Annotated in this window: 12 protein-coding genes; 5 read left to right on the forward strand and 7 right to left on the reverse strand. The window is 64.6% G+C overall.

Translation table 11 applies throughout. From position 1 onward, the window contains the following. Window positions 1–30 precede the first annotated feature (30 nt). The 3 genes from hemH (at window position 31) to recQ (ending at window position 3,861) form a co-directional block, all read left to right on the forward strand. Window positions 31–1,170 (forward strand): ferrochelatase, encoded by a 1,140-nt coding sequence (hemH, locus tag IC757_RS15070; protein ID WP_190975105.1) that lies wholly within the window; start codon window positions 31–33, stop codon window positions 1,168–1,170. Further along, the gene (locus IC757_RS15075) at window positions 1,163–1,903 is read left to right on the forward strand and encodes an SGNH/GDSL hydrolase family protein (RefSeq protein WP_190975106.1); all 741 of its coding nucleotides are present in this window, start codon (window positions 1,163–1,165) and stop codon (window positions 1,901–1,903) included. The genes hemH and IC757_RS15075 overlap by 8 nt, the downstream gene beginning before the upstream one ends. Window positions 1,904–2,001: 98 nt before the next feature. Continuing rightward, entirely contained in the window at window positions 2,002–3,861 is a 1,860-nt protein-coding gene (gene recQ, locus IC757_RS15080; RefSeq protein WP_190975107.1) for a DNA helicase RecQ, read from the forward strand. Window positions 3,862–4,073: 212 nt separating this feature from the next. Here recQ and IC757_RS15085 read toward each other — a convergent pair whose 3' ends face one another. From IC757_RS15085 to IC757_RS15095, 3 genes are read right to left on the reverse strand one after another with little or no spacing between them, the layout of a single operon-like run. Further along, window positions 4,074–4,451 carry a DUF6164 family protein gene (locus IC757_RS15085; protein ID WP_190975108.1) on the reverse strand — a complete coding sequence of 126 codons (378 nt, stop codon included), beginning with the start codon at window positions 4,449–4,451 and terminating at the stop codon, window positions 4,074–4,076. 8 nt (window positions 4,452–4,459) lie between these two features. Further along, a complete protein-coding gene (locus IC757_RS15090; RefSeq protein WP_190975109.1) occupies window positions 4,460–5,869 on the reverse strand; it encodes a M20/M25/M40 family metallo-hydrolase in 1,410 nt (469 codons plus the stop codon). A gap of 4 nt (window positions 5,870–5,873) precedes the next feature. After that, window positions 5,874–6,380, reverse strand: coding sequence for an RNA pyrophosphohydrolase (locus IC757_RS15095; protein ID WP_190975110.1), 507 nt, complete (start codon window positions 6,378–6,380; stop codon window positions 5,874–5,876). A 72-nt stretch (window positions 6,381–6,452) separates the two neighbouring features. On the opposite strand from IC757_RS15095, the gene IC757_RS15100 reads away from it, so the two are divergent. Continuing rightward, complete coding sequence (locus IC757_RS15100) at window positions 6,453–7,424, forward strand: FecCD family ABC transporter permease (RefSeq protein WP_190975111.1); 972 nt, start codon at window positions 6,453–6,455, stop codon at window positions 7,422–7,424. Continuing rightward, window positions 7,421–8,230: an ABC transporter ATP-binding protein gene (locus tag IC757_RS15105; protein WP_223846155.1), complete on the forward strand. Its 810-nt coding sequence runs from the start codon at window positions 7,421–7,423 to the stop codon at window positions 8,228–8,230. The genes IC757_RS15100 and IC757_RS15105 overlap by 4 nt, the downstream gene beginning before the upstream one ends. Before the next feature lie 30 nt (window positions 8,231–8,260). On the opposite strand, the gene IC757_RS15110 is transcribed toward IC757_RS15105, so the two are convergent. From IC757_RS15110 to IC757_RS15125, 4 genes are all read right to left on the reverse strand, one after another. Further along, window positions 8,261–9,298 carry an efflux RND transporter periplasmic adaptor subunit gene (locus tag IC757_RS15110; protein WP_190975112.1) on the reverse strand — a complete coding sequence of 346 codons (1,038 nt, stop codon included), beginning with the start codon at window positions 9,296–9,298 and terminating at the stop codon, window positions 8,261–8,263. Window positions 9,299–9,309: 11 nt separating this feature from the next. Continuing rightward, complete coding sequence (locus IC757_RS15115) at window positions 9,310–12,375, reverse strand: efflux RND transporter permease subunit (RefSeq protein ID WP_190975113.1); 3,066 nt, start codon at window positions 12,373–12,375, stop codon at window positions 9,310–9,312. 101 nt (window positions 12,376–12,476) lie between these two features. Continuing rightward, window positions 12,477–13,691, reverse strand: coding sequence for a multifunctional CCA addition/repair protein (locus tag IC757_RS15120; RefSeq protein WP_190977061.1), 1,215 nt, complete (start codon window positions 13,689–13,691; stop codon window positions 12,477–12,479). 19 nt (window positions 13,692–13,710) lie between these two features. Continuing rightward, window positions 13,711–14,670, reverse strand: coding sequence for a complex I NDUFA9 subunit family protein (locus tag IC757_RS15125; RefSeq protein ID WP_190975114.1), 960 nt, complete (start codon window positions 14,668–14,670; stop codon window positions 13,711–13,713). Window positions 14,671–14,723: the final 53 nt, after the last annotated feature.

Here is a 14,723-nt window from a genome sequence, read left to right on the forward strand (position 1 = left end):
ATTCATCACCCTATTGCAGGACCCGTGCAAATGGCAGGCTTCATCAACACCCCGGCCGAGAATCGTGCAGCGGTTCGTGACACCGTTGCCCACTGCAAGACCCCGAAAACCGGCGTATTGCTGGTCAATCTGGGCACCCCGGATGCGCCCGACACACCCTCCCTGCGTCGCTACCTCCGAGAGTTCCTGTCGGATCGGCGGGTGATCGAAACACCGCGCGCCATCTGGTGGCTGATACTCTACGGCATCATTCTTCCGTTTCGTTCGCCGCGCTCGGCCAAGGCCTACCAGCGCGTCTGGACAGAACAGGGCTCACCACTGCTGACCCTATGCCGCGCCCTGGCCGACAAGCTGCAGGCGGACCTGAGACAAACCTCGCCACAGATCAGCGTGCTGCTGGCCATGAACTACGGCCGGCCGTCCATCGACCAGGCGGTCGATCGGCTGCGCCGGGAAAACATTCAGCGCCTGCTGGTCGTACCCATGTACCCGCAATACTCGGCCACCACCACGGCATCGGTATTCGATCGCGTCACGAACTCGCTGCAGCGCCTGCGCTGGCTGCCGGAAGTGCGCTTCATCAATGACTACCACCACGACGAGGATTGGCAGAAGGCTATCGCCGATTCCGTGCGGCGTTTTCAAAAGGACAAGGGTCAGCCGGAAAAACTGGTGTTCTCCTTTCACGGCATCCCCAAGCAGTACCTTCTGGACGGCGACCCCTATTACTGCCAATGCCGGGCCAGCGCGCGCCAGGTGGCCGCGCGGCTGGGCCTGGCTGATGACGACTGGATCTGCACCTTCCAGTCGCGCCTGGGCCGGGCCGAATGGCTCAAGCCCTATACCGACGTCACGCTCGAGCAGATGGCAAAGAACGGTACCCGCAACGTGCAGGTGGTGTGCCCGGGGTTCTCGGTTGACTGCCTGGAGACCATCGACGAGATCGCCTTCGAAAACCGCGAGGAGTTCATCGAAGCCGGCGGCGAGGCCCTGGACTACATTCCCTGCCTGAATGATTCCGACATGCACGTGAAAGTCCTGGCGGGACTGTGTCATCGCCACGGCCAGGGCTGGCCGGAGTTTGCCGGCGGGCGGGCTGTCGCTGCCTCGGATCTGGAACAACGGGTCGAGCGCGCTGACCACGCCGCACAGCAACTTGGCCTTGATTGACACCCTCACCGGCTGGCGAGTCCTGGCCGCGCTGGCGCTGGTCGGCGCGCCGGCCTATCTGCTGCAGGGCAGGCGTGTCAAGCGAAACACCCCGCGACTGCCCGAAGCCCCGGGACTGAGATACGGACAAATCGATGGCGAACAGCCACCACTGAGGCTGCTGGCCGTGGGTGAATCGCCGCTGGCCGGCGTGGGGCTGGACAGCGCCGATCAGACCGTGATTGCAGGGCTGGCCGAACGGCTGGCCAGGCAGAGCGGCCGGGCGACAAACTGGTCGATCGTTGCCCGCGGCGGCGTCACGGTGGCCGACACCTGTGATCAGTTGCTGCCGCAGATACCGGAAAGGTCAGTCGACCTGGTGCTGATTGGCCTGGGTGTCAATGATTGCCTGCAGCTGACCGGCGCGCGCGGTTGGCAGGCCGGACTGGCCACACTGTTCGATGGCCTGACCGAGCGCTGCCAACCCGGGCGAATCGTGCTCTCCGGCGTCCCGCCCATGCAACACTTTCCCGCCCTGCCTCAACCCCTGGCCGGCATGCTGGGCCTGCGCGCACGGATGCTCGATGCCGCCTCGGCCGAACTGGCTGCATCAAGAAGCGACGTCATCCATGCCCCCATGAACTTCGACGGCCGGTCGCAGGAGCTCTTCTGCCACGACGGCTTTCACCCCGGCGTTCGCGGTCACCAGCTATGGGCCGAACAACTCACCGAACTGCTTGCCGGAGACCTGTAAGGAGACAATCTCCTACAGCGGATCACACCTCCTTCCGATCTCGCCCCAACCCGGTCTTCTGCTATGGTTTCGCCAGCGACCTGTCGATCTCCAAGCACATGACCACCGTCCGCGCGACCGAGCCTGCAACAGAAGCCGAACAACTGCTCAAGAGCGTGTTCGGATACGAGCATTTTCGTGGCCGACAGCGCGATATCATCGAGACCGTGGTCGCTGGTTCCAATGCCCTGGTCCTGATGCCGACCGGCGGCGGCAAGTCGCTGTGTTACCAGATCCCGGCTCTGATACGACCCGGCACGGCGGTGGTGGTCTCGCCGCTGATCGCGCTGATGCGCGACCAGGTCGAGGCCCTGGCCCACAACGGCGTGGCCGCTGCGGTGCTCAACTCCAGCCTCGATGCCGACACCCGGCGACGCAACGAACAAAGACTGCTCGCCGGCGGACTGGACCTGGTCTACGTCGCCCCCGAACGGTTGCTCAGGCCGCCCATGCTCTCGCTGCTCGAGCGCATCGAGCTGTCGCTGTTTGCCATCGACGAAGCGCATTGCGTGTCGCAATGGGGCCACGACTTTCGCCCCGAGTACCTGCAGCTTGATGTGCTTGCCCAGCGCTTCCCGGCCATCCCGCGCATCGCGCTGACCGCCACCGCCGACGAGCGCACCCGTGGCGAGATCGCCCGGCGCCTGCTGCCCGACGGCGGCGAGACCTTCATCGACAGTTTCGACCGGCCCAATATCCGCTACAGCGTCGGCATCAAGCAGAATGCCAAACGCCAGCTGCTCGCCTTCATCCGCTCGCGCCACGCCGGTCACTCGGGCATTGTCTATTGCTTTTCGAGAAAACGCGCCGAGGACACCGCCCGCTTTCTGGCCGAACAGGGATTCGATGCCCTGCCCTACCATGCCGGGCTGGATGCGGCCACCCGCCAGGCCCACCAGGACCGCTTCATCAACGAGGATGGCCTGATCATCTGCGCCACCATCGCCTTCGGCATGGGAATCGACAAGCCCGATGTCCGCTTCGTCGCCCACCTCGACCTGCCCAAGAGCATCGAGTCCTACTACCAGGAAACCGGGAGAGCCGGGCGCGACGGCCTGCCGGCCGATGCCTGGATGGTCTACGGCCTGTCCGACGTGGTGCAGATCCGCCAGTTGCTAAGCCAGTCCTCGGCACCGGAAGCACAGCAGAAGCTCGAGCGCGAACGCCTCGAATCGCTGCTGGCCTACTGCGAACACGCCGGCTGCCGACGCCCGCCGCTGCTGGGCTACCTCGGCGAGGACCATGCCGGCGACTGCGGCAACTGCGACAACTGCCTGAATCCGCCAGAGACCTGGGATGCCACCGAGGCCGCGCGCATGGCCCTGTCGTGCGTCTACCGCACGGGTCAGCGCTTCGGGGCCACCCACCTTGTCGACGTGCTGTTGGGCAAGGAAACCGAGCGGGTGCGCCAGTTCGGTCACGACCGGGTCAGCACCTTCGGCATCGGCTCCGACATCGATCGCAAGAGCTGGCACTCGGTACTCCGGCAACTGCTCGCCGCCGGCCATCTGCTGCCCGACCCCGAAGGCCACGGCGGCCTGCGCCTGAGCGAACAGTGCCGCGAACTGTTGCGCGGCGAGGTGTCGATCCGGATGCGCCGTGATGCCGCACCGGCGGCCAAGACATCCAGCAAGACCAGAACCACGGTGGATGTCGATACCGAGTCCAGCGAATGGCTGGCGCTGAAATCCTGGCGGCTGGAAACCGCACGCGCCGAAGAGGTGCCGCCCTACGTGATCTTTCACGACGCCACCCTGGCCGCCATCCTCGAAGCCCGCCCGTCTACGCTGGAGGAACTGGCCACGGTCAGCGGCGTGGGCGAACACAAACTCGCACGCTACGGCCAGCAGGTGCTGGAAGTGCTCGATGGACTGGAATCAACAGCCGTCGGCCAACCGGCCATTCGGCCGGCAGGTTGAAAAACCATCAACAACGCCTAGGGAGCCTCTGAATAACTCTGCGCGGGCACGACGGGCCTTTGCGGGATGACCCGGTGTGGCTTCGAGGCTGGCCTCAAGTGGGAGGATCCGCTTCAGTTCAACGCGGTGGCAAGGCCTTCAGCGAATCCTCCCATTTGAGGCCGCCCCGAAGCCCCAACGACTCACGACGATCCATTACCGGCCCTACGGCCCTACCCACTACCGGCACGAAACAGCGCCACCACCGGTCCGAAGAAGATCACCAGGATGAAAATCGCCAGGCCGATGTAGAGCAGAACCTGCACCGGCCGTCGGCGCATCGCCGTGCCCAGCGTCTCGGCCCGGCCCTCGCGAACGGCCTGGTCGTGCTCGGCCCGAGCACGCCGGGCGCGCTCGGCCTGGTACTCGTCCATCAACTCGCGCGCCCGCGGGTAGTCATCCCGTTCCTTCACCCAGATGCCGCCGGCGGTGATGCCCAGCGGGCCAGGCGGCGTCTGGTAACACTCGATGTGATGACGCGCCATCAGATCGAGCACCTCCTCGCTTTCGTCCTCGGGCACGTTTCTGAGATTGAGCAGCAATCGCGGCATGGACGGAATTACTGCTCAAGCAGTTCCGGGCCGGAACCGAAATCCTTCGGCGACTGGGCGGCGAGCCAGGCCAGTACGGCGTAGGCGGCCGAGTTCTGGGCCAGGTTGTCCGGGTCGATCTTGTCGAGGGTGTCGTTGTCGGTGTGATGATAGTCGAAATAGTCGGTGCCATCCTGACGCAGGTCGACCACGGCCAGACCATGGGGCAGCGACGGAATGAAATCAGGTCCGCCCGAGGCCTCGCGTCCGCCCAGCTCGATGCCCAGCGGTTCAAGCTCGGCCTGAATGGCCTCGATCACCGGCCAGGCCTCATCACTGACCCGGGCGGCAATCTCGTAGATCGGGCCGGCGCCGAAGTCCGATTCGGCACCGAGCTGGTAATTCTCGAAGTTCTTATGGTGTTTCTCGGCCCAGGCACGCCCGCCCAGCAGACCGATTTCCTCGGCCGCGAAGTAGATCACGTGAATCGAGCGCTTCGGGCGCTCGTCCAGGTCGAGGATCAGGCGCGCGGCATCGGTGATGATGGCAATGCCGGCACCATCATCAAGCGCACCGGTACCCACATCCCATGAGTCCAGATGGGCGCCCAGGGCAACGATTCTTTCCGGTGACTCAGAGCCGGTGATCTCGGCGATCACGTTGTGACTGGTGTAAGGCTCGCTGTAGACGGCGCTGACCTCGACATGCACCGTCACCGGCTCGCCCAGCGCCACCATGCGCTCTAGCTGATCGGCATCCGGATTGGAAATGGCCACGGCGGGAATGGCCTGTGATGCATCGTCAAAGCGCGTCATTCCGGTGTGAGCGAAACGGTTGTTCGAAGTGCCGATCGAGCGAATCACGATGGCTTCTGCCCCTTTCTCGGCAGCAACCTGCGGGCCCTGTGATCGCGCCTGCACGGCCGGCCCGTAGGTCGAGCCGTCCCGGCTACGCTCCATGCGGTTGGCGATGAAGACAATGCGGCCTTCGACCGCTTCGGCGTCAGCGGCCTGGAGCGCGGCCAGGTCCTCGAACATCACGACCTCGGCCTCGATGCCACCTTCCGGCGTGGCCGGCGTAAATCCCAGTGCCAGCGAAACCAGTTCCTGCTCTGTCACACCCGGTGCGCGTACCGTCACCCGCTCGAATTCACGGTGCCAGGTGTCGAAGGTCACCGGCTCGAGCCAGACCCGGTCAAAGCCGATATCGTTGAGCAACTCCTCGGCCCAGGCCACGGCTTTTGCATCGGCCTCGGTGCCGGCCATGCGCGGCCCGATGCGGGTGGTCAGGTCGGCCACGATCTCGAAGCCGCCGTCGCCGGCCAGCGCCCGCTCGCGCAGTTCGCGCGCCGTTTCAATTTCCTGTTCGCTGAACCAGTCGGCCGGCGCCGGCAGCGCCACGACCAGCGCGAGCAGGGCCGTCAGTCTGAGATTGCTCATTGAATCACTCCGTTTCTGATGATTGGTCTTGTTGTTCCTGTCCAGGAAGCATCGGTTCAAGATGCCTCAGCGCACGCACGTAGACCCTTCGCTTGAAGGGAATGACATGGCGCACCGGGTACCAGAAGTCGACCCAGCGATACTGGTCGAATTCCGGCTTCTCGGCCGAATCGAGCTGAAAGGCATCGTCGTCGGCCAGGAAGTGCAGCAGGAACCACACCTGCTTCTGCCCGACGCAGATCGGCTTCTGGTGACGACGGCGGTACCGTCGGGGCAAGCGATACCGCAACCAGCCGGGCGTGGAGCCCAGCACGCTGACATGCTCGCGCTTCAGGCCGGTTTCCTCGGCCAGTTCGCGATACATCGCCTCAACAGGCGTTTCATCGGTGTGCATGCCGCCCTGGGGAAATTGCCAGCCATCCTTGCCGGCACGGCGCGCCCAAAAAACGCGCCCGTCATCCCTGGCCAGCACGATGCCCACATTGGGGCGGAAACCGTCCGGGTCTATCATGGCCTTGTCTGGCGTACCCGGCTATCATACCGGGCCGCAATCAATTCAACTGCCTCGAATGGTAATCAATTCATGCCCGGCACACCAGCCGCACGCCTGATTGTTCTCTGGATCCTGCTGCCCGCGCTGGTGCCAGTGAGCCTGTTGCTGGCCTCCAGCTGGGGCAGTGGCGGATGGGTCTGGCCATGGACGGATGACCCGGCAATGTCGCGAGTCATTGCCGAGCTGCGGTTTCCGCGTGCCATTGCCGCTTTCATCACCGGTGCCCTGCTGGCCATGGCCGGCTGCCTGATGCAGGTCCTGCTGCGCAATCCGCTCGCCGATCCATACATTCTCGGCCTGTCCGGTGGTGCGGCCGCTTTTGCACTGCTGGGCATGGCTGCGGGTCTGACCTTCCTGCCGGTACCCCTGCTGGCTTTTGGCGGAGCACTGCTGACCATGGTGCTGGTCTTTGTCCTGGCCCGCGGACGCGGTCCGTGGAGCACCACCCGGGTGCTGCTCACCGGGGTGGTGGTGGCGGCCGGCTGGGGGGCGATCATATCGCTGATCCTGGCCATGGGCCCGGACGCCAGCCTGCGCAGCATGCTGTACTGGCTGATGGGCGACCTGAGCTATGCCGGCCTGTCGGCCTGGTGGCTGCCGGCGCTTGCCGCCGGACTGGGTCTGCTGTGGTTCAGGGCGCGCAGCCTTAATGTCATGGCCGGTGGAGAGATGCAGGCTGCCCTGCTCGGCGAGGCCACGCGCGTGCGCTTCTGGGAAATCTACGTGATTGCCTCGCTGCTCACCGCCCTGGCGGTGTCGATCGCCGGCGCGGTCGGCTTTGTCGGGCTGATCGTGCCGCACCTGATGCGGCTGGTCATCGGCGCCGATCATCGCAGGCTGCTGCCGGCCGCCGCTCTGTTCGGCGGCAGCTTTCTGGTGCTTGCCGATACCGCGGCACGCACTTTGATCGCACCGCGTCAGTTGCCCGTGGGCGTGCTGACCGCGTTGATCGGCGTGCCGCTGTTTCTGCTGCTGCTCTATCGAGCCAGTCGAATCCGATGAATCACGTCAGCCTGTCGCGACTCAGCGCGCATGATCTGGACGTGCGCATCGGCCAGGTGCAGGTGGCCACGGCCCTGAACCTGGCTATCCGCGAGGGCGAATTCTGGGGGCTGCTGGGCCCCAACGGTGTCGGCAAGACCACTCTGCTGAAAACACTGGCCGGACTGCACCCGCCGCTGACCGGCGGCATTCGACTCAATGATCGGCCCATGACCGACCTGAAGCGGCGAATCATTGCCCGACACCTGGGCATGCTGCCCCAGCACACGCACTATGCCTTTGATGCCAGTTGTCTGGAAACCGCCCTGGTCGGCCGCCATCCCCACCTTGGCCCCATCGGCAGGGAGCGCCAGCAGGATCATGATCTCGCCCGACTGGCACTGGAGGAGCTGGGCATGCGGGACCTGGCCTCGCGCAGTTGCATGGATCTTTCCGGCGGCGAGTCTCGCCGACTGGCGCTGGCCACGCTGCTGGTCCAGGACCCCGAAGTGATGCTGCTCGACGAGCCCACCAACCATCTGGATCCGGCCAACCAGGTCACTATTCTCAACGTGCTCCACAGACTGGTTCGGGAGCATCGCAAGACCGCCCTCATGGCCTTGCACGAGGTCAATCTCGCCACCTGCTACTGCTCGCATGTGCTGCTACTTTACGGCGACGGCGAATGGGACGCCGGCCCAACCCGGGAATTACTGACCACCGAGAACCTGAGCCGCCTGTACCGCTGCCGCGTGCGCCTGGTCGACGATGGGCGACAAAGGGTGTTCGCTGTCGCCGCCGAACCTTCAGGTGGGCCGATACCCTGAGGCTCGACTGGCCGGCATCGCCGGCCGGGATCAGCTCTCCCTGACCGAGACCTCCTGACCGGCGCGCAGGCGCTCGTTGCCGCGAATGACCACGCGATCGCCTTCCCGGATGGATCCGCGCACCTCGATCCACTCGCCTTCGCCTATGCCGGTGGTGACACGTATGCGTCGCGCCTTGTTGTCCTCGTCGACGATGAACACGGCGATTCCGTCGCCACGCAACACCAGCGCGTCACGCGGCACGGCCAGCACTTCGCGTACATCGGCCGTGGGTACGGTCACGCGCACGGTCTGGCCGACGGGCAGGGCGGCATCGAGGTCCAGCCTCAATTCGAAGACATGGCGCGCCTCGCCGCCCACGCTCACGGTGGTTCGCAACGGGGCATGCAGGATCTCTCCGGCCACGGTAATGGCCAGTTCATCGCCGGGCTGGACGAAACGGTAATAGCTCAGCGGTGCCCGCGCCACGACTTCGAGACTGTCGGGATTGACCATCCGCACCACCCGGGTACCGGCGGCCACACGTTCACCGGCCTGGGCGGCGCGTTCGGCGACCACGCCCGGAAACGGCGCCGTGATCCGGGTGCGCTCGATCTGGTCCTCGACCTGGTCAAGCCGGGCACGTACCACGGCCAGATCGCTACCGGCCACATCGCGCTCCGAGCGGGTCTGCTCGATCTGGCTCAGGGCGGCCAGATTGGTCTCGGCCAGACGTTCAAAACGACGCAACTCCGCCTCAAGGAAGTTCAGCCGGGCCTCGGCGCGGGTGATCTCCGACTCCAGTTCGCGGGCACGGAGCTTGAGCGAGGTATCCTCGATCCGGGCGACCACGTCGCCAGCATCGACCCGTGAGCCGATATCGGCCACCTCGATCAGGCGCCCATCGACCTCCGCGGACAAGAAGGCGTCCGAGCGCGAAACCACCGTACCGGCCACCTGCATGGTGGGCGCCATGGTAGTCATCCTGGCTTCGCTCAGGTCCACGGGCGGCGTACCGCCGACTTGGGCCAGGCTGATGCCCGGCAAAAGAATGGTCACGGCCAGAATCAGGCGCGTCGTATGGTTCATGCAATCCTTCCTCATGCCGGCACCACCTCGCTGGAGGCAGCCGGTTGTTTTTCCTCGTTGACCCGCAGCAGGCTGGGCAGCAGGATCAATGTGAACAGGGTACTGACGGCCATGCCGCCGACGATGACCGCGGCCAGCCCACGGTAGAGTTCGGTGCCGGCACCCGGCAGCAACAGCAGCGGCATCATGCCGAACAGGCTGGTGGTCGTGCTCATCAGGATCGGTCGCAGGCGCAGGCGAACGGCGGTCTCCACCGCCTCGCGCCGACTCATGCCCTCGCGTTCCCCGTCCCGGGCGCGATACACCAGCAGGATGGCGTTGTTGACCACCAGGCCAAGCAGAATGACAAAGCCGATCATCGTCAGCATGTCCATGGCCTGGCCGGTGATCCAACCGGTCAGCCTTAAGGCGACGATGCCGCCGACTGTCGCCATGGGGATGGTCATCAGCACCAGGATGGAATCGCGGAACGAGCGGAACAATGCCGAGATCAGCAGGTACAGAATCACGATGGCCAGCAGGAAACTGCCGCCCAGGTTTCTGAGTGTCTCACCCAGCGCTTCGGCGGTACCGCGATAGGTGACGACACCATCCGGCGGCAGCGCCTGGCGTATGGCCGGCTCGACCTGTTGCTGCAGGATCTCGATGGCCGTTTCCATGGGCACGCCCGATGGCGGCGTGACCTGCAGGGTCATGGTACGCCGGCGGTCGACACGCCGAATCTGGTTGGGTCCGGCGGTCCGTTCCAGCTCGGTGAGCTCACCCAGCGTGGCCATGCGCCCCGAAGGAGTTGCGACCGGCATGGCCATGAACTCCTCGGGCGTCAACCAGGATTCGCCGCGCAGGATCACGTCCAGTCGACGATCGCCATCAAAGTAATCGCCCAGAAAAGCACCATCGCCCAACGCGCGGATCAGCGTCGCCACATCGCCGCGCGTCCAGCCGAGCTCGGCAATACGCCGGTCATCGGGCCGCAACCGCAATTCCGGTTCGGCCAGTTCCAGGCCGGGCTGCGGTCTGACGGTAGCGCCGGGCAACTCACGCTGAACCAGATCAAAACCGACCTGACCGGCCTCGAGGAGATCCTCGAAATCGGCCGCCTGCAGGTTGACGTCGATGCTGCGGCTGCCACGCCCGCCGAAGATCGGCGAGCGATTGGCGCGACCGAAGGTATCGGGGAAACCGGCCAGCACTTCGTTGTTGACGATGTCCATCATGCGATCGACTTCGCGCGGATTCTCTGCCCGGAACCCCATGAAAGCGCCAGTACCGAAAAAACCCACAAAACTGTTGGCGATCTTCGGCTCCTTCTCGCCTTCAATGTACGGTCGAAGACGTTCGTTGATGGGATCGATCAATTCACGCTCGGCCGTTTCCGGACCCATTCCCGAAGGCGTTTGCAGGAAACCGAACACGAAGTTGCGCTGCCCTTCGGGCAGGTAGTCGGCCGGCGGAATCAGCAGGGCGCCAATCAGCAGTGGTACCAGGGTCAGTCCCCCGATCCATCCCCAGCGCCGGCGCGGCGTATCGGTCAGTAGCATGATGCGCCGGGTTACCGCCTGCCACCAGTGACCATGTCGATCACGCAGCTCGGCATCGCCGAGTAGACGGTAGCTGGCCGCGGGCAAGACGACGATGGCGACCAGAAGCGAGCACACGATGGCCGCGGAAATCACGACGGCCAGATCGGCGAAGAGCTGACCGGCTTCGTCCTGCAGGAAAATCACCGGCACGAAGATGGCCACGGTGGTGGCAGTCGAGGCCAGCAGGGCGCCCCACACCTGGCCGGCGCCGCGGTCGGATGCCTCAAGCGGCGCGCGTCCCATTTCGCGCTGACGCACGATGTTCTCCAGTACCACGATGGCCGCATCCAGCACCATCCCGGTCGCGAAGGCCAGTCCGGCCAGGGAAATGACATTGAGCGTGCGGTCGACACTGTCGAGCACCAGGAAGGCGAAACACAGGCACAGGGGAATGGCCAGCGCCACCATCAGGGTGGCTCTCAGGCGCCGGAAGAACCACCAAAGCACCAGGATGGCCAGGCTCATGCCCAGCAGCAGATTGGTCGCCACCATGGCCACGGACTGACGGATATAAATCGTGTCGTCGGAGACCTGCACGTAATACAGGCCGTTGGGTTCAAGATGAGACTCCTGGAGCTCGGCCATGGTCTCCTGGATATCGGCCATCACTTCGAGCACGTTGACGCCGGGCTCGGAAATGATGTTCATGGAAATCGACGGGCCGCCGTTCTGGGTCATGACACCAGTGGCATCGCGCATGGTGCGCTCGACGGTGGCCACGTCTCCCAGGTAGACAGGGCGACCTTCCCGCCACTCCAGAACCAGGTTCTCGATATCGGCAATCTCGTATTGCCCGGCAAAGCGCAGCGTGTACTGGCGCCGGCCGACCTCGCGAAAACCGCCGGATACATCGTTGTTCTCGCCCAGGGCCAGGCCGATGCGCGTCAGGTCGACCCCGATCGTGGCAGCCTGGTAGGGATCGAAGGTGATGCGGACCTCGAAGGGTCGACCGCCCCTCGGGTTGGCCGAAGACACACCAGGCAGGCGTTCCAGTCGTTCCTTGACGACCTCCTCGACCAGGTCGTGATACTCGATGATGGGTCGATCATTGCCCTCCATCGGGCGGATGGAGAACCAGGCAATGGTGTCGCCGAACTGATCAGACCCCACGCGCACGGTCGGTTCGCTGGCATCGGCCGGATAGCGCGGCACCTGGTTGAGACGATTGATGACCTCGATCAGGGCGCGGTTGAGATCGGCACCGACATCGAACTCGAGATTGATCGAGCCACGGCCCTGGCTGGCCGTCGAGATCATGCGCTGCAATCCCGGCACATCGCGCAACTGGTTTTCCTGCGGCTCGATGATCTCCGATTCGATCTCGGCCGGGGCCGCGGCCCGCCAGCCGGTCGATACCGAGATGGTTGGCCGGTCGATATTGGGCGTCATCTGAATCGGCAGGCGCGACAGACTCAGCAGGCCAAAAATGACCAGCAAAATGCAGCCCACGGCAACGGCAACCGGGTTGCTCAGTCCTAAACGTGTAAGAGGCAAGTTGTTTCTCCAGCTCGTAATCCCTCACGCGGAGCGACCTGGGCGACCGCGCGACCACCAGTTGACAGCAGTGAATGTAAATGGTGCCGATGAATTTCAGTTCATCGCGACCGGAGCGCCGCGACCGAGGCAATGCGTGCCTCCCGCAGGGCCCGGGCGATGGCCGGACCTTTCAGCCCCTGCTCGACAAACGCGCGCGCATTGACCGAGGCCGATGCCTCCAGAGCGTCCCGGAGAAAGTCGGCCTGGGGATAGGTTCGGTGTTCCAGCCCCTTGCGACCGCGCCAGTCGGCCTCGCAAGCTTGAAGAAAAGGCGTCAACCGCTGCGGCCGCCGGTAGACATCCAGGCTTTCGAACAATGTCACCACCGTGCCCGGGCGCAGCTCCAGGGCACGATGGGCATGCAGGTGAAGCTCACCGACCAGCAAGGCCAGCTCACGGCATTCCGCCGGCACGCGCAACCGGTCGCTAACGGCGCGAATGGGCGCCAGTCCGGCTTTCTCGTGCCCCCGATGGCGCGGCCACTGATCGCGCGGGGTCAGACCCTTGCCCAGATCATGGACCAGGCTGGCGAAACGGGCAGCCAGCGGCGCGTCGAGGAGGGCCGACTGCTCGAGAACCATGAGGGTATGAATCCCGGTATCGATCTCGGGGTGATACTCCGGGGCCTGCGGTACGCCAAACAGCCGGTCGACTTCGGGCAACAGCACGGCCAGCGCACCGGTTTCCCGCAACACCTCGATAAAGCGCGCCGGGCTGTGCTCCATCAGGGCCCGCGACATCTCTTGCCAGACCCGCTCCGGAACCAGATGATCCACCTCGCCTTCCCGGACCATGCCTCGGCACAGCTTCAGGGTTTGCCGGGCGATGCGGAAGTCCGGAAACCGGGCGGCGAAACGCGCCAGCCTGAGAATGCGCACCGGGTCTTCCCGAAAGGCCGGCGAAACATGCCGAAGCACCCGGTCGATCAGGTCCCGACGACCGTCAAAAGGATCGATCAGGCGGCCATCGGCCGAACGGGCCATGGCGTTAATGGTCAGGTCACGCCGGGCCAGATCGTCTTCCAGGGTGACGTCGGGGCCGGTGTGGAACACGAAACCGTGGTATCCGCGGCCCTGCTTGCGCTCAGTTCGCGCCAGGGCGTACTCTTCGCCGCTGACAGGGTGAAGGAAAACGGGGAAATCCCGGCCAACCGGCCGGAATCCACGCCGGCGCATGTCCTTGGGGCCGGCCCCGACCACGACGTGGTCGGCATCCTCGCTGCCGCGCCCCATCAGTTCGTCGCGAACGACGCCGCCGACACGATAGACCTCCAGCCCGTCGGCCGGATCGCGACTACTCGCGGTCACGACGCGCCTTGCGTCGGTACTGCTGGTAGCGCTGCTGTCGCCCTTGGCGGCCCAGCCAGCTGGGCGCGAGTTCCGACATCCCCCAGGGGCGAATGCCCAATGCGGCGAACCCGTCCTTGGTGCAGACGCTGTCGAGTAGCAGGGAACGGTAATTGTCCGATGAAAAAGGCTTGCCGGGAATGAAGTCGAACACCATGCCCTGCAGCCGACCCAGTGCATCCGGCAGACCGACCACGGCTCGCCTGAGCTCGAGCTGGTCGCGCAGCCAACGCACCAGGTCGATCAGGCGCCACTGCTCGGTACCGCACAAATCGTAGGTCTGACCCGCGCTGTCGTTGCGTGAAAGCACCTGGACAAAAGCCTCGACGACATCGCCGACGTAAACCGGCGCAAAGCGCGCGTCGGGCCGGGCCAGCGGCAGTAGCGGTGAAATCCGAAGCAAGCCGGCGAAGCGATTGAGAAAACTGTCATCGGGACCGAAGATTGTTGAAGGCCGCAGAATGGTGGTCTGCAAACGGCCCTGGCGACCGGCATCCTCAATCATGTTCTCGGCCTCTCCCCGGGTACGCAGGTAGTGACTCTCGCCCTGTCCGGCATTCAGCGCACTCATGTGAATGAGGCGCGGAGTATCCGATCGCACGCAGGCATCGATCAGGGTTTCGACCAGCGTCACATGGGCTTTTCTGAACCCTTGACCACCGCCCAGCAGGCGCTCGTTGAGAATACCGACCAGGTTGATGGCGACATCGTGACCCTTCAGCTCCCTTGCCAGGGCGTTGACATCATGGGGATCGAACTGGCGCACCCGCACTCCTGGCAGCACGGTCAGGTGCCGACAGCGAGGGGCATGTCGGGTGGCAATGGTCAGTTCATGGCCTTCCCGATCCAGCCGCCTGGCCAGGTGGCTGCCGACAAAGCCTGACCCGCCGAGAACCAGGATCTTCATGTCTGTCTACCCAAGTGAGTGCATGGACGAGGATGTCATTCTAACCAATGACA

It is taken from the genome of Wenzhouxiangella sp. AB-CW3, from assembly GCF_014725735.1.
GTDB lineage: Bacteria > Pseudomonadota > Gammaproteobacteria > Xanthomonadales > Wenzhouxiangellaceae > Wenzhouxiangella.